This window comes from Flavobacterium chungangense LMG 26729, assembly GCF_000735715.2.
GTDB lineage: Bacteria > Bacteroidota > Bacteroidia > Flavobacteriales > Flavobacteriaceae > Flavobacterium > Flavobacterium chungangense.
The window spans coordinates 73,134-93,123 of sequence record NZ_JASY01000011.1 but is presented as its reverse complement, the minus strand read 5'-3'; the positions used below and the strand labels follow the sequence as shown (position 1 = coordinate 93,123).

Here is a 19,990-nt window from a genome sequence, read left to right as displayed (position 1 = left end):
ACCACTTTGAGAAATATTACCATTGCTATTGACGGCTTTTCATCAACCGGAAAAAGCACTTTAGCAAAACAATTAGCGAAGGAACTTGCTTATGTTTATGTAGACACTGGAGCAATGTACCGAGCGGTTGCTTTTTTTGCAATGAATAATAATTTTATTAAAGCCGATTTTTTTGATAAAAAAGCTTTAATTGATTCACTGCCTAAAATTCAATTGGAGTTTAAATACAATTCTGATTTAGGTTTTGCAGAAATGTATCTGAATGGTGAAAATGTTGAAAAACAAATCCGTACTATAGAAGTTTCCAGTTTTGTGAGTAAAGTTGCAGAAGTTTCTGAAGTTCGTTCTAAATTAGTAGAACAACAAAAGGAAATGGGAACTAATAAAGCTATTGTCATGGACGGAAGGGATATTGGAACTGTAGTTTTCCCTGCTGCAGAACTCAAAATTTTCATGACAGCCAGTGCAGAAACCCGTGCACAAAGACGTTTTGATGAACTACAACAAAAAGGTGATAAAGTATCTTATGACGAGGTTTTAAAAAATGTTGTCGAAAGAGATTATATAGATACACACCGTGAAGATTCTCCATTAGTAATTGCTGAAGATGCAATAGAAATTGATAATTCTTACCTAAATAAGGAAGAACAATTTGCCGCAGTTTTAGAATTAGTAAATGAAGTTGTTAAAAAAGTTTAATTCTTTGTAGATTTCATTTTTAATAGTAGTTTTACCGCTTAATCATTTAAAGACAAATAACTATTATGAATATAAAACTAAGGCTTACAATCATGAATTTTTTCCAGTTTTTTGTATGGGGAATATGGTTGATTTCGTTAGGTGGATATATGGGGCAGGTTTTTGGTCCTTTAGAAGGAAGTAGTATTGGTTTGTCTATTGGCAGAACATATGGTTCAATGGGCTGGGCAAGTTTATTTATGCCGGCTTTACTTGGTATTATTGCAGATAAATATCTCAGTGCACAAAAAGTATTGGGAATTTCACATATTATTGCCGGAGTTGCCATATATTTTGCAACCAGAGCAACCAATTCAACAGAAATGTACTGGATTATTTTTGCAACAAGTTGTTTTTATATGCCAACTATAGCGTTAAACAATTCTGTAAGTTATGCCGTTTTAAATAAATTCAGTTTTGATGTTCAAAAAACTTTTACTCCAATTCGTGTATGGGGAACTGTAGGTTTTATAATAGCCATGTGGATAACTGATTTAACGGATTGGAAATCGAATACGCTTCAATTTGTTTTTGCTTCAGTATCTATGATTATTACAGGTCTTTTTTGTTTTACTTTACCCGATGTTCCTGCAGAAAACAAAAATAGTAATCAGTCGCTGACAAGTAAATTTGGCTTAGATAGTTTTGTACTTTTTAAACAAAAGAAAATGGCAATATTCTTTGTCTTTGCTATGTTACTCGGTGCTGCATTACAAATTACGAATATGTTTGGTGATACCTTCATAAGGGATTTTGGTTCTAATCCGGAATATCAGGGGACTTTTGGAGTAGAACATTCTGTTTTTATTATTTCGTTATCGCAAATTTCAGAAACGCTGTTTATTTTAACAATTCCATTTTTCTTAAAGCGATTCGGAATTAAACAAGTTATGATTTTTAGTATGATTGCATGGGTTTTACGTTTTGCATTATTTGGAATAGGGAATCCAGGTTCAGGAGTTATTTTTCTCATATTATCAATGATAGTATACGGAATGGCATTTGACTTTTTTAATATTTCAGGATCCCTATTTGTTGAAAAACAAACCGACAGCAAAATCAGATCAAGTGCTCAGGGACTTTTTATGTTAATGACTAATGGTATAGGAGCTATAATTGGTGGTGAGCTGGCAGGACGAACAGTAAGTTATTTTACCATTGGAAATAAAATACAATGGCCAAATGTATGGTTTTCATTTGCGGCTTATGCGTTTGTTATTGCAATAGCTTTTGCAATTTTGTTTAAATATAAACACAATCCAAAGGAGTTAGAAAGTTTAGAGCATTAATATAGAGACAAAAAAATTCCACCATAACAGGTGGGATTTTTTTATAAAAATATATTCTAGTTAGTGTTAGCCTGTTGGAATTTTTTAAGCGATAGCAATGCTTGTTCTTTTATTTTATTTTGAAAAAAGCCGGTCCATCCTAATAAATATCCGGTAATTCCGAAAGCTTGTTTTGCCCATTTCCAAACATCAAAATTATCTGTGTGTTTTATGATTAGCCCATCCTGAAAAAGAAATTCAGCAGAAATTCGATTGATTACTTTTCTATTCGTTTTACTAAAATTATAAGTAGCAACCCAACGGGCAGATCCTGAAAATTCATCTGCTTTTATATTTGAAAATTCAATTTTGATATCTCCTTTGCTTTTTAAAATTAGCATTTCCCACATTTTAGAAACCTGTTTTTCCTTTAAAAGGCCAAAAGCAGGGTCTACAAAGTGAACTTTAGGATGATAACATTCGCACATTGTTTTAGCATCTGCATTTGCAAATGCAGTATAAAACTTAGAAATTAAATTTTCGTTTGAATTCATTTTAACAAAATTAGACTATAAAAGTAAGATTATTTTTGGTTAAATAAACTTTATAGAAGACTAATTGCTGCAGCAGTATCAAAAGTTTTTTTGGATTTGTCAAAAGCAGTCGAAAAATAATTTATTCTGCTTATAGCTGTGAAATAACCTGTCTGATTTCCAAAAGTGTTTGAATTCCCCGTAAGTATAAATCTAATTGCTTTTATATCTGTTTTCTTTAGTTTTAAAAATTCTGCTGGGGTAAAATAATAATAAGAAGTTGTTTTCCCTTCTTCAGTTTCCTTAATATTTTTGTCAACACATGCAATTACATCAGCATTTGCTAAATCAACATATACACCTCCTGAAATTCTCGTTTTATCATTTGCAGTAGCAATTGTAAGTTTTAAAATCCCTCCTTTATCAGTTTTTGCAATCTGTACATCTATTTCTCCGGTAAGAATATATTTTTCACAAATAAAAGTATAATTTTCAGTCGCAGGAAATGGTTTTGAGCCTTTTATACTTATAGTTTGCTGGGCGCTTGCAAAAAATGAAATCAAAAGAAACGAAAAGAAGGATAATTTTAAAGTCATAAGTATATCAAGTTATTTGTTTAATTGTTTTTAGCATCAAATTTCTCATCCCAATCCATTGATTTTATAGCAGAAATCAAATTTTCTTCATTTACAAAAATCCTAAGTTCCTTATTGGCTACCTTTTTTGTGTATAAAGCACGATAGCGGTAAATAGTCTCCTGTTTGGTTTTGTAAACTCCATCTAATTTTAAATCTACAAAGCTTCCATAATATTGGCGAAATCTCAAACAGGTTTTGGTCAGGCGTTCTTCAGTCGTGTTCTCCATAACTGATTTAGTTACTTCAGTTTCATTAAAAGGCTTAAACTTTGATGTATTGCATGTTTCAAGAACTCTTTTTCCTAATGAATAGGCCTTATTTTGCTGATTTGAATTTATTTCGGCTTCTAAAACTTTTTTAATTTTTAGATCTTCAGTACTTCTGCTGACTGTTTTAGATTTGCAGCCTATTAACAGTAACAAACATATAATCAATCCTGCTTTCTTCATAATTATTTATGTTATTTTTAATAATAAATTGGGATCCGGGCAGTTTTCTATATAGAAATTTAAGTCTTTTGTGTTACAGACACCAGGGTAATCACCCCAATAGTTTTCTATATTTTTAATAATTTGGAAATGTAAGTGTGGAGCATAATCGCCATTTACTTCTGAATTCCCGATGCTAGCCAGATATTCTCCTTTTTTAAAAAAATCACCAATGCTAATCCCTTCTATACTTTCTAACGATAAATGCCCGTATAAAGTATAAAATTTTTGATTTTCAATTTCATGTTCCAAAATTATAGTTGGACCATAGTCGCCTAATCCAACATTGTTTTTGAAACTATGGATTTTCCCATCAAGAGCGGCTAAAACTGAAGTGCCTGCTTTTATCCATAAATCAAGACCAATATGGATATTGCGTTCAGAAATTAAATCATTTTTAAAAATAGAACTTCGTTGATACAAAGTCCGTCCTTCAATATAACCGCCAAAAGCTACTTTGGCATTATTTTTTTTTAAATAATGAGTGATATATTCTTCAAAATCAGCAGAATTTCCGGTTTTGTTTCCTGCTAAATCCTGGTTGTTTATAGATAAATCTAAAGTTATATATTTTGAATAATCAATATCTGAATCAATAACTTTTGATGGTGGAATACTTTTTAATATAGAAGAAAGAGGTTTCATAATAGATTAAGCAACTTTTTCAATAATAATCAATTCATTATGATGCTCTACCCGAGGTAGCATTTTAGTAATGTATAATTTAGTATTAATTTCTGAAATGTATTTACGATTTCTAACATTATCTTTTTCATTAAGTATCATGGTATTAAAAAGAACAAATCCCTGATCTTTTAATATGGAACAGATTCTTTCGCTAAAAAAACGTTCAAATAAAAAATTTGGCATATTAGTGTCTTCAAAAATATCAATGATAATTAGATCGTATTGGTTTTTGGTTTTCAAAACAAATTCAAAAGCATCATCAATAATAATTTCTAATTGTTTAATTTCAGAAAGGTTAAAATATTCATTTGCAATCTGAATCATATCAGAATCGATTTCTACTCCTGTTATTTTGCCTTTAAATTCAATTTCATCAATTAGAGTTTTTATGACACTTCCTCCCGCAACTCCTAAGACCAAAATATGATTCATTTTCTGAATAGTTTTAAAACCAATATTTCTTAATCCATATCTTAATATACGTTGTAAACTGCCATATGAGTAATTTGTGTTTTCTGAATCTAAAACTAACTCTCCATTATTCCAGGTTACTTCAATTGTCTTACTGCGGCCCGATTTTTTTTTGAATACTTTAATTGGTATTAAATAACTAAATATTTTTTGAATCATTTTTTATGCTTTTACCCAAATTTAGCATTATATTTTTTTATTTTGTGCGAAATATGGAATTTAATGAAAAAACAGTTGTATAAATTTCTATTTTTTAAGCTAATGGGCTGGAAGATAGTTGGGATTGAGAATGCTGAAGTGAAAAAATGCGTGATGATGGTAATGCCGCATACAAGTAATCATGATTTTTATTTAGGAATTTTTACAAGAGGGATATCAGGTTTAGAAATGAACTGGGTAGGAAAGAAAGAATTATTTAAATTTCCGTTTGGTTATTATTTTAGAAGTGTAGGAGGTGAGCCATTAGACAGATCGGGTGGCTTGAATAAAGTTGATGCAATTGCGTCTATTTTTGACAGGAAAGAAATTTTTCGATTAGCAGTTGCTCCGGAAGGAACCCGTAAAGAAGTAAAAGAAATCAGGACAGGGTTTTATTTTATTGCACTTAAAGCAAAAGTACCAATTATTCCAGTAGCTTTTGATTGGGGTAAAAAAGAAGTTAATTTAGGACAAGCATTTTTTCCAACGGGAGATTATGAAACTGATTTATTTGTATTGAAAAAACATTACAATGGAGTTATTGGTAAAATCCCTGAAAATGGATATATACTTTGAGTCTATATTTTAATCAGAATAATTTTTGAGACAAATTACTATTGTGTAAAATAGATTTATTAAATCACATTAAATCCATAATACTAAAATTTTCGTAGATGTAATTAACCTTAAAATTATATATATGAAAAATCTATTTATTACGTCCGTTTTTTTAGTCTTGCTTTTCACTTCTTGTGATAATAATGATTCTAATGATAATAATAGTGTAAAAGCCGAATCAACTTTGGTAACTTCCAGTAACACTTCAGGGAAAATTACTTACATGGATTTGCTTTCTACAACTTCAACAGTAAAATCTTTTACGATAGCTTCATTAGATGCTGAAGGAATTTCATATAATAGTGAATCTGATGCTGTTATTGTAGCTTCAAGGAGTAACAACAAATTAGAGACTTATTCGGGAATTAAAAGTGCAATTAAAGCCGGAACAGATAATTTAACTTTATCGTTAAGCAGTTTGACAGGAGAATTTACAAATGCGAGAGAAACTGCAGTTTCAGGAGATATTGTTGTAGTGGCTCAGGATCAATTGGCTTCAAACGGTATGGTAAACAAACTTTTTGTTTATAAAAAATCGCCAACAGGTTTTGCCCTGCAAAAAACTTTTACAACTGATTTTAAGCTTTGGGGAATTCATATTAATGGAAATGATTTGTACGCTGTTGTTGATTTGACTGGTGATATTGTATTATTTAAAAATTTCATGAGTAATGTTTCCGGAACAATTGCTGCAACTAAACGTGTAACAATAGCCGGATTGGTTCGTACTCATGGAATTACTTATTCAGCTTCAGATGATGTTATGATCTTGACAGATGTAGCCAGTGCGAGTTCAGGAACTGATGGTGGATTGGTTGTAATTAAAAATTTCTCCAGTGTTTTCAATTCAACTGCCGCGGCTGGCACAATTGCTTTAACAAATCAAATAAGAGTTTATGGATCTAATTCTCTTTTAGGAAATCCGGTAGATGTTGCGTACGATAATGTAACAAAAAAGATCTATGTTGCTGAAAGGCTTAATGCAGGAGGAGAAGTTTTAACTTATAGTTTTCCAACAACATCTGGTGATTTTGCTCCGGTAAATGTAAGGGCAGAGGCAGGTGTGACTTCTGTTTTTGTTTTAAGAAAATAATTATTTGAATATTTGTTAATAACCTCAGTTCATAATTTTGGATTGAGGTTATTTTATTTAGTTGAGTCGAGTATATGAAAATTATTTTCGTATTAAATCAAATCAGTGACTAATTTTTTGAATTATGGAGAATATGCTTTAAAAGTTCCGTCTTTATAAAAAAATAAGATTTTTTCAATTTCAGATTCTTCGGCATTAAAATTTTTAAAAACCGATTTTTTTTGTGATTTTACTTTTTCAGAATCATGAGTTTTAAAAGATAAATTTTCATCCGAAGGGAGAGGGGTTATATTTCCAATTTCAGATGTGTTATTTTTTTTGGTATTTATTTCTTCATCATTGTTTTTAGGAAAATTTCCCTTTCCAATTAAAATCCAATACAAATCAACCTCAGGGAAAACTTCTGAAATCTTTAATATAAAATCTAAACTAGGTTTGTTTCTTCCTGAGAGAAGATGAGACATACTAGAACGTTGTACTCCAATTTTATCTGCAAATGAGGAAGCGTTTAAATTGTAATAGTCTAGTATAGCTTCAAGTCTTTTTACAAAATCATCTATGTTTATCATTGTGAATTATAATTTGTATGTTGGTGTTTACAAATGTAAATAAAAAAGAAATTATTTAATTCTTTTTTATGAAATTGTATAAAGATAAAGTAATCTATTTTTTAATTTAATACTATAAGTGATTTGTTTTAAAATATTGATATTTAGTTTTTTAATTTTAATATTAACATTTTATATTTTAAAGTTTTTAAAAATTGTATTTTAAATTTATATTGAATTTAAAATTGTTTACAAATATGAATTAGTATTATTTTTATCCGTTTACAGATGTTTAAATAAAGATATTTACTTTTGTAAACTAATTAAAAAGACAATGAATTTAGAAGAGTTATTTAATCAATACAAAGAGCAGTCTATCGAAGGTCGTTATCTGATCTTAGAACATATTCAGCCAATATTAGACAGAATTAATAAAAATAATCAGGTTAAGGTTGTTGGAGAATCTGTTTTAGGTAAACCTATATATAGTTATGAAATTGGTTCAGGAGAAACGCGAATTTATTTGTGGTCTCAAATGCATGGAAATGAAAGTACAACCACTAAAGCATTGTTTGATTTTATTAATGTTTTGAATAGTGGTTCTGAGTTTGCTGAAAATGTGCTTTCATCTTTTACTTTTTTGTGCATACCTATACTGAATCCTGACGGAGCAGAATTGTATACTCGTGCCAATGCAAATGAAATTGATTTAAATAGAGATTCGCAAAATCTGACACAACCAGAAAGTAGAGTTTTAAGAGAGGTTTTCGAAGGATTTAATCCTCATTTTTGTTTTAATCTACATGATCAGCGCACTATTTTTGGAGCTGGCGAAACAGGAAAACCGGCTACTGTTTCATTTTTAGCTCCTTCTTATAATGAAGAACGGGAAATTAATGAGAACAGATTAAAGGCAATTAATTTAATTGCTGCGATTAATGATGAGTTGCAGAAATACATACCCGGACAAGTAGGACGTTTCGATGATTCGTTTAATATTAATTGTATAGGGGATACTTTTCAATATTTAGGTGTGCCGACAATTTTGTTCGAAGCTGGTCATTTTCAAAATGATTACAAGAGAGAAGTTACCAGAAAGTTTATCTTCTTTTCGCTTATTGCAGGTTTTAAAGCGCTTTTCGAAAACGATATAGTTAATAACAGGATTGTTGATTATTTGAATATTTCACAAAATAAAGTGGTTTTTTATGATTTTATGTATAAAAATATCAAAATAAATTATGATGGTATCGAAATTATTACGAATTTTGTCGCTCAATACAAAGAAGAATTGATTGACGGCAAGATTCAATTTAATGCTTATATAGTTGAAGTAGGGGAGTTAGAAAATTATTTTGGACATTATGTCTACGATGCAAAAGGCGCTGCATACTCAGATGATTTTACTAATTTTCCGAAGACTGATCAAAAAGCAAATTTTTATTTAAATAAAAACGTTAAATTTGTTAACGGATTGATAAAAAGTTAAATTTTATGTGAATTTCTTGTTTTTTATATATATTTTTATACTTTGTAATACAAATTAGTAATATTAATTAAAGAATTATGAGTAAATTTCGTTTAGATGAAGTAGATCACCAGATTTTAGATATGTTAATAGATAACACGAGAGTTCCGTTTACTGACATTGCAAAAAAATTGTTGATTTCTGCCGGAACTGTACATGTTAGAGTAAAAAAAATGGAAGATGCCGGGATAATCATGGGATCTTCATTAGCCTTAGATTACGATAAATTAGGGTATTCATTTATTGCGTATGTAGGGGTGTTTCTTAATAATACATCTCAAACAAAATTTGTATTAGAGCGAATTAACCAAATTCCTTTCGTAACTGTAGCTTCAGTAACTACAGGGAAATTTAATATTTTTTGTAAAATTAGAGCGAAAGACACTAAACATGCAAAAGAAGTTATCTTTATGATTGATGATATCGAAGGAGTTTACAGAACTGAAACAATGATTTCATTAGAAGAAAGTATTAACGATAAGAAGCGTTTGATGCATACTATTTTTAAAAATATGTAATATTTTCTTGAATGCTATATTAAAAAAAATATAACCTCAAGTTTTCTTGGGGTTTTTTTATGACTAAATAACCAATCAACTATAAAAGGATTATGTACACGTTACCTAAAATAGAGCGTTTTAATCAGGATGTTCTCTCTAAATACCATATTTATAATAGTGTTTTTATAACATTACCTTTTGATTCTATTGATAATACAGGAGTTTTGCTTCCTTTGTTTACAGAAACCTGCGAAACAGGCTTTAAAAAACAGGAAACTCCTAAGGAGATTTTTGACTTTTTTTCAAATAAATTTTTGAATAACGCTTCAGAGACAGAAAAGATAGATTTGATGTTTCGATTTATACAGTATATCGAACGTCAGATTGTATTGTTTGATGCAATTGAGGATGCTGCTTTTCCAGTGGTGAATAACATGGAAGGACGAGGCTCTCTTCGTGATATCAAAGAAAAATCAGATGCAAAAGAAAAAGACGATGAATTGATTGAGTTTCTTGAAAATTTCAACGTTAGAACTGTTTTAACTGCTCATCCTACACAATTTTATCCTGGGCCTGTTCTTGGTATTATAAATGATTTAACTGAGGCAATCAGGCAAAATGATTTATTAAAAATAAAACAGTTGTTAGCACAGTTGGGAAAAACTCCATTTATACAAAATGAAAAGCCAAATCCATATGATGAAGCAGTTAGCTTGATTTGGTATTTGGAAAATGTATTTTATGAAACTGCAGGAGAGATAGTTCATTATTTGCAGAAAAATATTCTTCAGGGAGAGGCGATTCAAAATCAGTTGATAAAACTTGGTTTCTGGCCGGGAGGTGATCGTGATGGAAATCCTTTTGTAACTACAGATATTACATTAAAAGTTGCAGAACGTCTACGTACTTCAATTTTGAAATGTTATTATGTTGAAATGCGAAACCTGAAAAGAAAGTTAACTTTTTCAGGTGTAGATACTTTGGTGGCTGAACTTGAATATAAACTTTATAGATCTGTTTTTTATTCTAAAGGTGAAATTTATATTACTTTAGATGAATTGCTAACTCAGCTAAATAAAATCAGAAATATAATTATAGAAAAGCATCAATCTTTATATCTGGATGAATTAGAAGCATTATTGGTTAAAATTAATTTGTTTGGGTTTCATTTTGCTACTTTAGATATTCGTCAGAACAGTAAAATTCACAATGCAGTTTTTCATGATGTTGTAAGTTATTATTTAAATTCAGATTCAAAAATATTCCCCGAAAATTATTTTGATTTATCCGAGGATGAAAAGTTAGTTGTTCTGTCAAAAGTTAAAGGTGATTTAAATCCTGCAGATTTTGACAATGAAATTACCAAACTGACTTTAGAGTCTGTTCAGGCAATCAAAACGATTCAGGAAAATAATGGTGAATTTGGTGCAAATCGTTACATCATTAGTAACAATGAAAGTGCATTGAATGTAATGGAGACTTTTGCTATGATTCGCTTAAATAATTGGGAAAACCCTACGGTTGATATTATTCCACTTTTCGAATCAGTTGATGATTTGCAAAATGCGCATTCAATAATGGAGCAGTTATATACGAATCCTGAATATGCAGCACATTTGAAATCCCGTGATAATAAACAAACTATTATGCTTGGTTTCTCTGACGGAACAAAAGATGGTGGTTATTTAATGGCAAACTGGAGTATCTATCAGGCGAAAATTGAGCTTACCCAAATTTCAAGAAAATATGGTATAAAAGCTATTTTCTTTGATGGACGTGGTGGGCCTCCTGCGCGTGGTGGTGGAAAAACACATAAGTTCTATGCGTCATTAGGACCTAAAATTGAGAATAACGAAATTCAAATTACAGTTCAGGGACAAACTATTAGTTCTAATTTTGGAACATTAGATTCTTGTCGTTACAATATCGAAAATTTATTAAGTGCCGGAGTAACAAATCAGGTGTTTAGTAAGGAGAAAAATGAATTGAGTGTTGAGGAAACAGCTATTTTAACCCAATTGGCAAGCTTAGGATATGATAAATATTTGAGTTTTAAAAATCATCCTAAATTCATCCCTTATTTGGAAAAAATGAGTACCTTAAAATACTATTCTAAAACAAATATCGGAAGCCGTCCATCTAAAAGAAGTAAATCTGAACAATTGGATTTTGCAGATTTAAGAGCAATTCCTTTTGTAGGTTCATGGAGTCAGTTAAAACAAAATGTTCCTGGATTTTTTGGAGTTGGATCAGCTTTAAAACATTTTGAAGAAACGAATCAATGGGATAAAATAAGTGATTTGTATCATAATTCCTTATTCTTTAAAACGCTTTTAGAAAATAGTATGATGTCGCTGGCAAAATCATTTTTACCATTAACAGCTTACATGAGAAAAGACCCTGAATTTGGTGAATTCTGGCAAATCATCTATGATGAGTTTTTAGAAACAGAACGTCTTTTGCTTAAAATTGCCGGTCATAAAACATTAATGGAAAATTACCCTGATGGTAAAGCTTCAATTCAAATTAGAGAACGTATCGTGTTGCCATTGTTAACAATACAGCAATATGCTTTGTTAAGGATTAATGAATTGAACAAAGAAAAAGTAATTGATCAGGATTTGATTAAAGTATATGAAAAAATTGTAACGCGTTCACTTTTTGGAAATACAAATGCAAGTAGAAACTCTGCTTAAATCTTAAATTTATGATAGCTTCAGATTTACCAACAAATGAATATTCTATTTTTAATGCGACTTATATTAAAGCTGCTGGTGATAAAACATTAGTGCAAGGCTTGATAGAGGGTTTGTCTCAGCTGGTTAATTTTGTAAAAAATATTCCAGATGAAAAATTAGAATATCGTTATGCAGAAGGAAAATGGACAATCAAAGATATTGTGCTACATATGATAGACACGGAGCGTATTTTTGCATATCGTGCCTTAAGAATCAGTAGAGGAGATCAAACGCCTTTACCTGGATTTGAAGAAAATGATTATGTGCCATTTGCATTTGCTAATTCTCGTTCAATAGAAAGTTTATTGGCTGAATATGAAAATACCAGAAAAGCAACAATCAGTTTTTTTGAGAGTCTAAATGAAGAACAGCTTTTTTTTATGGGCACAGCTTCAAATACAGCTATTTCAGTAAGAGCAATTGGGTTTATTATTACAGGTCATCAAAATCATCATTTAAGAGTGATTTCTGAAAGATACTTGTAATATTAATCTAAGGCTCGTTTTGTGACATATGCACGATAACCAATAATTGCCATTTGCCATTTTTTTGCTTTCGAAATGTCTAGACCTTGTTTGGTAAAACTTGGTAAAATAATTTTATTTATTTTGGCTAGGATTTTATACATAAGTGAATTAATTTTTTCAAAGATATAAAAAAAGACTTTGCTGTAATGGCAAAGTCTTTTTTACGTTTTATATAATCGATTTAAGATTTTTGGCTTTCTTTCTCCATTTCTTTCATTTCTTTTTCATGAAGTTTCATGTTTTTTTCGAATTGTTTCATGTCTCTCTCGAATTGTTTCATGTTTACTTCATACTCTTTCGAATCTTTACCATATTTTATTTCAATTTCTTCAGTATATTTCTCCATATCAGCATTGAATTTATCCATTGCTACTTCATATTTTTCCATTTCTTTTTCAAAAAGGGCTTCGCGTTTAGACATGATTTCTTCAACTTGTTTTTCGTACGCAGACATATCCGGTTCAAAAGACTCCATTTTTTTTTCAAATTCAGCCATTTCTTTTTCAAATTTACTCATGGCTGCTTTATCCTTTGGATTTGATGGAGGAACTGGTGGTTTTGGCATTTTTGACATATCTGGAGCAGGAGCTTGCGGCATTGGACCTGTTGGAAATGTAGGCGGAGTAGGAGCAACAGGAGGTGTAATCGTTGAAATTGTACTTATTTTAGTTGAATTGCTTTTACCATTTATGATAAGATTATCACCAACAACTATTGGTTTATCCATTCCGCCATCGGTAACCACATTGATTTTTTTAGATCCGTTTTCTGTTGTAATAACAATTCCACAGCTTTTAATAGGTTCGTCTCCTTCAATTTGTATGGTTTGATCTTCACCGGTTCCTTTTTGGATCTCTACTTTAATTGCTGTTAATTCGTTTTTGGTATTCCTCTTAATATCAGATATAACAACATCTACATTATGATTTCGTTTTAATTTTTCAGTAAATTCTTTTAACTCCTGATCGGTCGTGCTTTTTTTAATTTTATAAACGTCAACAGAAGTTGGGTTTTTAGAAATTTGCTGAGCTTCTTTTTTCTCTTGTGCAATAGTCTTAATTTGAAATAAAAATACAAATGCTACAAGTGCCGGAAGTATGGCATAATACTTCCAATAATTTCTCTTTTTTGATTGATTTTTGTTTAACATGACAATTCGTTTTTTGATTAATGATTGATAAAAATGATTGGTAATGGCTACACAGCTTTCATGTGTAGTTATTTTTAAAAGTGTGTATTGATACGCTTTTTTGTCTGATATTTTTTTAGAGGCTTCGTTATCGGCAATAAATTCAAGATTTTGTAAAATGGCTTTTTTATACAGCCAAATAATTGGATTGAACCAAAACAGGAGGCAAAACACTCTGGAAATTAATACGTCTATAGTATGATTCTGATCGCTATGTACCTTTTCGTGCTCAATAATGTTTTCTAATTCTGCGCTTGTATACATTGATGAGTTGTATACGATATAATCAAAATAAGAAAATGGAGCAATGTTTTCGGATACATCAATGAATTTAAAGTCAGCTTGCTGTTGTATTTTTTTTCCTTTCAGGACTGAATTTAAACTATAAAAATCAGCAGCAAATTTTATTATAAGTATAAAGAATCCAATACAATAAGTAGAAATTATCACGTAATTCCAATTGATTTCAAATAATTCCTGTTGAATAGTTTGGGGTATAAAACTTTGTGAATAATTAGTACTTGAGACTGGAACAGGATCTATCCAGACAATTTTTGTGTAAAACAAAAAAGGTAGAATTAGTGACGTTACTAAACCTGTCAGTAAAAACCATCTGTTACTGTTGAAAAATGTTTCTTTGCGTAATAAAAAATAATAGGCACAATAAAACAATATAACTAATCCGGATGATTTTGCAATATAAATAAAAAGTGCTTCCATAGTAATTATTTTTCTTCTTCTTTTGGAGTTTCAATCATAGCTAAGATTTCGCGTAATTCTGCAGCAGATATTTTTTCTTCTTTGGCAAAAAACGAAACCATATTTTTATAAGAACTGTTGAAATAATTATCAATTGCAGTTTTCATATATTTTTTGCTATATGCTTCCAAAGTTATTATCGGATAATATTGATGTGTATTCCCAAAGGCATTATGTGCTACAAAACCTTTTTCTTCCAGATTGCGAATAATTGTCGAAAGCGTGTTATAATGTGGTTGGTCTTCTTTTATTTCAGCCTGAACTTCTTTTACAAAAGCTTTTTTTAGCTTCCATAAAATGTGCATGATTTCTTCTTCCTTGTTGGTTAATTTTTGCATGTTGTTTTATTTTAATCAAACTTACAACTATTTTTTTAGTTACACAACTAAAAAAATAGTTTAGCAACGTGTTTTATAGTTTTAAAATTTTTTTTTTTAGCTTATTTATTTTTTAATCAGTATTTTAAATAAAAAAAAAGGCTATCTAAATTTAGATAGCCTTTGAGAATTTTTTGTTTTGTAAATTAAAACAATCTAGTAAATAATCCTTTTTTATTACCAGAACCTCCACTTCCAGTAATAGTAATGTGACCTGTGTTTCCATTACCATCATAACCCCAGGCCAGATTGTTAGTAGCAGTGTTATTAGTTACAGTGTGAGCAACGTTTTGTCCGGCACTTCCTAATTTAAACCCGTTTCCATCTCCATTTGTTCCAAAACCGTTATTACTGGCTGTACAACCTTTTATTGTTACAGTATAAGGTTGTCCATAAAGATCCCACCCGTCATCAGAATTATGGTTTGCTGTACAGTTTTCAAATACATTGTTTTTTCCGGCTGATAATTTGCAGGCAAAACCATCTGCATTTTCTCCTGCGTTTGCGGCATCATAATTGTCGTTTGACTTGCAGGAAAGAATGTAGTTATCATGTCCTCCGTTATAAATTTGTAAACCTGAATCCCCGTTTGCTAAAGTACTTACATTATTAACATAATTGTATCCCCCGGATTGAAATACCAAACCGCAATCAGGTGCATTTTTGATTGTCATACTTGTAATGTTCCAATAACTTCCGTTTACTTTTACACCCCAGCTTCCAGATGGCAGACCTGAGCAGTTTAATGTACCTCCTGTAAAACTTATTTTCGAACTTGAAGTACCGCTTTTTGCAAGCTCAAGAGTTTGTGTAAGGTTTATTGTTCCGCTAATTTTAATAACGTCACCGGCAACTGCAGATGATACAGCTGATCTTAAAGCTGACTCTGTTGTAACTGTAGTGGTTTTGGCAGTAAGAGAAGTGCTTGTTGGTATAGTCTCCTGTTGATCAATCGCGGTTTCATTTTCTGTTACTGGTGTGTCGCTGGTTTCGCAAGCGGTAAAAGAAAGGATTGAACATAAAAAAAGTAATCTAAAATTTGTTTTCATAATAGTAAAGTTTGATTAGTGGTTAATAATTAAAGGTTAAAAAATGTTATTATCTAATTCTAAGCGCTTAGAATTAAAATACTGATTACCAGTGTGTAATCGATTACGCAAACTTATGTAAAAAAAATAATATAAATTGATTATTATTTAAAAAAAAATATAAAAAAATGATTATTAGTGAAAAATATTAATTAAAAAATTGAATTAGTTCAATAAATTAACTAAAATATAAATTTATTTTATAATATTGTTTTTTTATGAAGTGAATAAAGCTTTTAAAAAATTCGTATAAGATTTATCCGCAACTTTAAACATATCAGACAATAAATCAGGAGGACAACAATTAATTTGTTGTTTTTGGTTAATTTTGCCAAAAAATTTTATGATGAAAAAAATCTTAGTTTTTATTTCGTTTTTATTTTTAACTACAGGCTTTTGCCAAAAAAAATTTAATCCTTTAGATGTTGAAAAATTTCAGAAAAAGATTAATTCTGAGTATGCTGATGCTAAGACAAGTCCGTTAATGGAAGAGGATTTAAAAACTTTTAAAACGCTAGAGTTTTATCCTGTAAAAAGTAAATATTTTGTGAATGCAAAATTTGTAAAAGCAAAAAACGAAAAAGCTTTTGAAATGAAAACCTCTACAAGCAGAAGACCTAAATATATTAAATACGGTACTGTTTCGTTTGTAGTTGATGGAATATTACTAAAATTAAATGTTTATCAGGATGTTGCACTCTCTAATACAAATGAATATAAAGATTATCTGTTTTTGCCTTTTTCAGATTTGACCTGTGGAAAGGAAAGTTATATTGGTGGAAGATATATTGATTTAAGAATTCCGACAGGAAATACGATTTCAATAGATTTTAACCAAGCCTATAATCCATATTGTGCTTATAATCATAAATATTCATGCCCAATAGTCCCATTAGAAAATGATTTAAATGTTGCAATCAGAGCAGGTGTCAAAACTTTTCATTAATGGAGTTCTTTAATTTTCATACACATCAGTTTACAAATGATCCTGATATTTTAGAATTAGTTAATCAATATCCTCAAGATTTTGATGCTTCAATTCCGTTTTATTCTATTGGAATTCATCCGTGGTATATTGTTGAAAACAGAATTGATGCCGATTTAAAAATTATTGAAGAAAAATTAAAAGAAAATAAATGTCTGGCTATTGGTGAATGCGGTTTGGATAAAAGAATAGAAATTCCGTTTGATCAGCAAATAATTGTTTTTGAAAAACAATTATATTTAGCCGAAAAAAATAAAAAACCGGTTGTAATACATTGTGTAGCGGCTTTTCAGGAAATAATTGCAATTAAGAAAAAAATGAAAATCTCTGTTCCTATGATTGTACATGGATTTTCAAAAAATATCCAGATTTCTAATCAGCTTATTAAAGAAGGATTTTATCTTTCATTTGGAAAAAGTTTACTTAGAAATTCTGATTTAAAAACAATTTTTCAGAATGTTCCAAATGATAGATTTTTTTTGGAAACAGATACAATTGAAGAAAATATTGATAAAGTTTATGATTTAGCTTCTGAATATAAGAAATTGACAATAAGTGAATTAAAAGAAATTATCTCAAGCAATTTTGAGGTGGTTTTTAACGTGAGTAAATTTTAATTGAATAAAAATAAATACTAAATATATGGCAGAATGGACAGAAAGAGCTGAACTTTTATTTAAAAAAGAAGGTTTAAATAATTTACAAAACTCAAATGTTTTGGTGGTAGGTTTAGGCGGGGTTGGCTCGTTTGCAGCAGAATTTTTAGCAAGAGCAGGAGTTGGAAAAATGACAATTGTTGATGGTGATGTGGTTGATATTACCAACATAAACAGACAATTGCCAGCTTTACATTCGACTGTTGGGCAACCAAAAATCACTATTGTGGGTGACCGTTTACAGGATATTAATCCGGAACTAAAACTTACCCGTATACAGGAGTTTTTGTCTCCTGAACGTGCTTTCGAAATTGTTTCTGATGAGTTTGATTATGTTTTAGACTGTATTGACAGTGTTACTCCAAAGCTAAATTTAATTATTGCAGCTAAGCGTAAAAAAGTTAAAATTATTAGCAGTATGGGCGCTGGAGGTAAAATGGAGGCTTCAAAAGTCAAAGTAACAGATATTACAAATACTGTAAATTGTTTCTTTGCAAAAACCATTCGCAGACGTTTGAAAGAATCTAAAATTGACAAATTAAAAGTGGTTTTTTCTTCGGAAATTCAGGACGAATCAAGTTTAAGAATGACTGACGGATCCAATTATAAAAAATCTTTTTACGGAACCAATAGTTACATGCCAGGTCTATTTGGATTATACGCAGCTGAAACAGTAATTCGTTATTTGATAAAGAAAAATAAATAATAATTTAAGAGCTTACAAAGTAATGATAAAAACTGTAATTTTTGACATGGACGGTGTAATAGTAGACACAGAACCTGTTCACCGCTATGCCTATTACAAACAATTTTCGGAGTTAAAAATTACTGTGACAGAAGAAATGTATACTTCGTTCACAGGTTTTTCGACACGAAATACTTTTCAGACATTAAAAGATTTTTTTCCAACAATTGAATACGGGATTGAAGATTTAATTCAAAGAAAGAGAAGCATTTTTAATGATGCTTTTGATACAAAAGAAGATTTGTATTTATTAGAAGGTGTTGAGGACTTAATAAAAGATTTGCACGCTAACGGAATTCAGCTAATCTTGGCCTCATCTGCTTCGAAAGTAACTATTGACCGCGTTTTTACCCGATTTAATTTACACCAATTTTTTTCAGCAATTGTTAGTGGTGAAGATTTTCCTCAATCAAAACCAAATCCTGCAATTTTTGTGCATGCAGCTTCTTTATCAGTCGCACCAAAAGAAAATTGTATTATAATTGAAGATAGTACAAATGGTGTAAAAGCGGCAAAGGGTGCAGGTATTTTTTGTGTTGGTTACAGAAGTGAAAATTCTAAAGGACAGGATTTATCCGAAGCTAATTTGATTATCAATCATTTTAATGAGTTAAGCGCAGAAAAAATATCACAACTAATAGTCTGAATTAAGTAAAATTTAACTTTTTCCCCTTTTTGAATTTGTAAATTTGAAAAAAACAAAACAGAGTTATAAAAAATGAAAAAAATACTTATTGCATTAGCCATTATTTTGGCGCCTTTTGCTGTAGAAGCACAAATAAAAACTCCGCAGGCTAGTCCAAAAGGATATATCAAACAAACTGTTGGATTAACGGATGTTGAAGTTACATATTCAAGACCAGGTGCCAGAGGCAGGGCAGTATTTGGAAATTTAGTTCCGTTTGGGAAGTTATGGAGAACAGGTGCTAACGAAAATACAATCATCAATTTTGGAGATGATGTCGTTATTGATGGGAAAACATTAAAAAAAGGGAAATATTCAATCTATACGATTCCGAAAATTGAAAGCTGGGAAGTGATTTTTTATCTTTCGACAGATAATTGGGGATTACCTGAAAACTGGAGCGATGCTTATGTAGCTTTACGAACAACTGTAAAAGAAGATGGTCTGCCAACTCCGGTTGAAACTTTTACAATTGGTATAAATGGTTTGGAGCAAAATTCAGCTTATTTAGAGATGGCATGGGAAAACTCTCATATTTCCTTGAAATTTGAAGTTCCTACTGCAAAAATAGCAACTGCAAGTATTAAAAAAACATTGGCAGGACCAACATGGAATGATTATTATGCGGCATCACAATATTTATTTCAATCAAATGGCGATATGATCAGTGCAAGAGAATATGTTGATAAAGCTTTGGAATTAAGTACAGATAAGCCTTATTATTTATCAAGATTGAAATCATTAATTCAGGCAAAACAAGGAGATAAAGCAGGTGCTATTGAAACGGCTAAAATTTCTTTGGCTGCTTCAGAAGCTGCAAATAATCAGGATTATGTAAAAATGAATAAGGATAGTATTTCAGAATGGAGTAGATAATCCTTATCTTTTTTGTAAAATAAAACCCATTTTGAATGTTTGTCAAAATGGGTTTTA

The 19,990-nt window shown here is 30.4% G+C and carries 23 protein-coding genes; 13 read left to right on the top strand and 10 right to left on the bottom strand.

Annotation, left to right across the window (positions count from 1 at the left end; translation table 11 throughout):
• The first annotated feature begins 6 nt into the window (after nucleotides 1–6).
• Nucleotides 7–699 (top strand): (d)CMP kinase, encoded by a 693-nt coding sequence (gene cmk, locus JE46_RS17440; protein WP_031456565.1) that lies wholly within the window; start codon nucleotides 7–9, stop codon nucleotides 697–699.
• A 65-nt stretch (nucleotides 700–764) separates the two neighbouring features.
• The gene (locus tag JE46_RS17435) at nucleotides 765–2,027 is read left to right on the top strand and encodes a nucleoside permease (protein ID WP_031456564.1); all 1,263 of its coding nucleotides are present in this window, start codon (nucleotides 765–767) and stop codon (nucleotides 2,025–2,027) included.
• A gap of 56 nt (nucleotides 2,028–2,083) precedes the next feature.
• On the opposite strand, the gene JE46_RS17430 is transcribed toward JE46_RS17435, so the two are convergent.
• From JE46_RS17430 to JE46_RS17410, 5 genes are read right to left on the bottom strand one after another with little or no spacing between them, the layout of a single operon-like run.
• On the bottom strand, nucleotides 2,084–2,560 hold the full coding sequence (locus JE46_RS17430) for a nuclear transport factor 2 family protein (RefSeq protein WP_031456563.1): 477 nt from the start codon (nucleotides 2,558–2,560) through the stop codon (nucleotides 2,084–2,086).
• Between the two features lie 50 nt (nucleotides 2,561–2,610).
• A complete protein-coding gene (locus tag JE46_RS17425) occupies nucleotides 2,611–3,135 on the bottom strand; it encodes a hypothetical protein (RefSeq protein ID WP_031456562.1) in 525 nt (174 codons plus the stop codon).
• A 20-nt stretch (nucleotides 3,136–3,155) separates the two neighbouring features.
• A complete protein-coding gene (locus JE46_RS17420; RefSeq protein WP_031456561.1) occupies nucleotides 3,156–3,626 on the bottom strand; it encodes a hypothetical protein in 471 nt (156 codons plus the stop codon).
• A gap of 6 nt (nucleotides 3,627–3,632) precedes the next feature.
• Nucleotides 3,633–4,310 (bottom strand): peptidoglycan DD-metalloendopeptidase family protein, encoded by a 678-nt coding sequence (locus tag JE46_RS17415; RefSeq protein WP_031456560.1) that lies wholly within the window; start codon nucleotides 4,308–4,310, stop codon nucleotides 3,633–3,635.
• A gap of 6 nt (nucleotides 4,311–4,316) precedes the next feature.
• On the bottom strand, nucleotides 4,317–4,982 hold the full coding sequence (locus JE46_RS17410; RefSeq protein ID WP_031456559.1) for a spermidine synthase: 666 nt from the start codon (nucleotides 4,980–4,982) through the stop codon (nucleotides 4,317–4,319).
• A gap of 63 nt (nucleotides 4,983–5,045) precedes the next feature.
• Between JE46_RS17410 and JE46_RS17405 the strand changes: the two genes are divergently transcribed.
• A complete protein-coding gene (locus JE46_RS17405) occupies nucleotides 5,046–5,597 on the top strand; it encodes a 1-acyl-sn-glycerol-3-phosphate acyltransferase (protein ID WP_031456558.1) in 552 nt (183 codons plus the stop codon).
• 124 nt (nucleotides 5,598–5,721) lie between these two features.
• Nucleotides 5,722–6,732: a hypothetical protein gene (locus JE46_RS17400; RefSeq protein ID WP_031456557.1), complete on the top strand. Its 1,011-nt coding sequence runs from the start codon at nucleotides 5,722–5,724 to the stop codon at nucleotides 6,730–6,732.
• A 122-nt stretch (nucleotides 6,733–6,854) separates the two neighbouring features.
• Here the strand turns inward: JE46_RS17400 and JE46_RS17395 are convergent, their stop codons facing one another.
• The gene (locus JE46_RS17395; RefSeq protein ID WP_031456556.1) at nucleotides 6,855–7,301 is read right to left on the bottom strand and encodes a helix-turn-helix domain-containing protein; all 447 of its coding nucleotides are present in this window, start codon (nucleotides 7,299–7,301) and stop codon (nucleotides 6,855–6,857) included.
• A gap of 313 nt (nucleotides 7,302–7,614) precedes the next feature.
• On the opposite strand from JE46_RS17395, the gene JE46_RS17390 reads away from it, so the two are divergent.
• The 4 genes from JE46_RS17390 (at nucleotide 7,615) to JE46_RS17375 (ending at nucleotide 12,531) form a co-directional block, all read left to right on the top strand.
• Nucleotides 7,615–8,769: a M14 family metallopeptidase gene (locus tag JE46_RS17390; protein ID WP_031456555.1), complete on the top strand. Its 1,155-nt coding sequence runs from the start codon at nucleotides 7,615–7,617 to the stop codon at nucleotides 8,767–8,769.
• 77 nt (nucleotides 8,770–8,846) lie between these two features.
• On the top strand, nucleotides 8,847–9,326 hold the full coding sequence (locus JE46_RS17385) for an Lrp/AsnC family transcriptional regulator (RefSeq protein WP_007805990.1): 480 nt from the start codon (nucleotides 8,847–8,849) through the stop codon (nucleotides 9,324–9,326).
• A gap of 92 nt (nucleotides 9,327–9,418) precedes the next feature.
• Nucleotides 9,419–12,004, top strand: a complete 2,586-nt coding sequence (locus JE46_RS17380; protein WP_031456554.1) for a phosphoenolpyruvate carboxylase — start codon at nucleotides 9,419–9,421, stop codon at nucleotides 12,002–12,004.
• Nucleotides 12,005–12,015: 11 nt separating this feature from the next.
• Nucleotides 12,016–12,531, top strand: a complete 516-nt coding sequence (locus JE46_RS17375) for a DinB family protein (RefSeq protein WP_031456553.1) — start codon at nucleotides 12,016–12,018, stop codon at nucleotides 12,529–12,531.
• Nucleotides 12,532–12,533: 2 nt separating this feature from the next.
• On the opposite strand, the gene JE46_RS17370 is transcribed toward JE46_RS17375, so the two are convergent.
• The 4 genes from JE46_RS17370 to JE46_RS17355 all read right to left on the bottom strand — a co-directional run bounded on the left by JE46_RS17370 (nucleotide 12,534) and on the right by JE46_RS17355 (nucleotide 15,947).
• Nucleotides 12,534–12,674, bottom strand: coding sequence for a hypothetical protein (locus tag JE46_RS17370; RefSeq protein WP_031456552.1), 141 nt, complete (start codon nucleotides 12,672–12,674; stop codon nucleotides 12,534–12,536).
• Nucleotides 12,675–12,754: 80 nt separating this feature from the next.
• A complete protein-coding gene (locus tag JE46_RS17365) occupies nucleotides 12,755–14,482 on the bottom strand; it encodes a M56 family metallopeptidase (RefSeq protein ID WP_031456551.1) in 1,728 nt (575 codons plus the stop codon).
• A 5-nt stretch (nucleotides 14,483–14,487) separates the two neighbouring features.
• Nucleotides 14,488–14,859 (bottom strand): BlaI/MecI/CopY family transcriptional regulator, encoded by a 372-nt coding sequence (locus JE46_RS17360; RefSeq protein ID WP_031456550.1) that lies wholly within the window; start codon nucleotides 14,857–14,859, stop codon nucleotides 14,488–14,490.
• A 185-nt stretch (nucleotides 14,860–15,044) separates the two neighbouring features.
• Nucleotides 15,045–15,947 carry a right-handed parallel beta-helix repeat-containing protein gene (locus tag JE46_RS17355; RefSeq protein ID WP_031456549.1) on the bottom strand — a complete coding sequence of 301 codons (903 nt, stop codon included), beginning with the start codon at nucleotides 15,945–15,947 and terminating at the stop codon, nucleotides 15,045–15,047.
• Nucleotides 15,948–16,332: 385 nt separating this feature from the next.
• On the opposite strand from JE46_RS17355, the gene JE46_RS17350 reads away from it, so the two are divergent.
• From JE46_RS17350 to JE46_RS17330, 5 genes are all read left to right on the top strand, one after another.
• The gene (locus JE46_RS17350) at nucleotides 16,333–16,932 is read left to right on the top strand and encodes a DUF1684 domain-containing protein (protein ID WP_031456548.1); all 600 of its coding nucleotides are present in this window, start codon (nucleotides 16,333–16,335) and stop codon (nucleotides 16,930–16,932) included.
• On the top strand, nucleotides 16,932–17,588 hold the full coding sequence (locus tag JE46_RS17345) for a TatD family hydrolase (protein WP_031456547.1): 657 nt from the start codon (nucleotides 16,932–16,934) through the stop codon (nucleotides 17,586–17,588). The genes JE46_RS17350 and JE46_RS17345 overlap by 1 nt, the downstream gene beginning before the upstream one ends.
• Nucleotides 17,589–17,613: 25 nt before the next feature.
• A complete protein-coding gene (locus tag JE46_RS17340; RefSeq protein ID WP_031456546.1) occupies nucleotides 17,614–18,333 on the top strand; it encodes a tRNA threonylcarbamoyladenosine dehydratase in 720 nt (239 codons plus the stop codon).
• 22 nt (nucleotides 18,334–18,355) lie between these two features.
• On the top strand, nucleotides 18,356–19,018 hold the full coding sequence (locus tag JE46_RS17335; RefSeq protein WP_031456545.1) for an HAD family hydrolase: 663 nt from the start codon (nucleotides 18,356–18,358) through the stop codon (nucleotides 19,016–19,018).
• Nucleotides 19,019–19,090: 72 nt separating this feature from the next.
• Nucleotides 19,091–19,933, top strand: coding sequence for a DUF2911 domain-containing protein (locus JE46_RS17330; RefSeq protein ID WP_031456544.1), 843 nt, complete (start codon nucleotides 19,091–19,093; stop codon nucleotides 19,931–19,933).
• The last annotated feature ends 57 nt before the right edge of the window (nucleotides 19,934–19,990 follow it).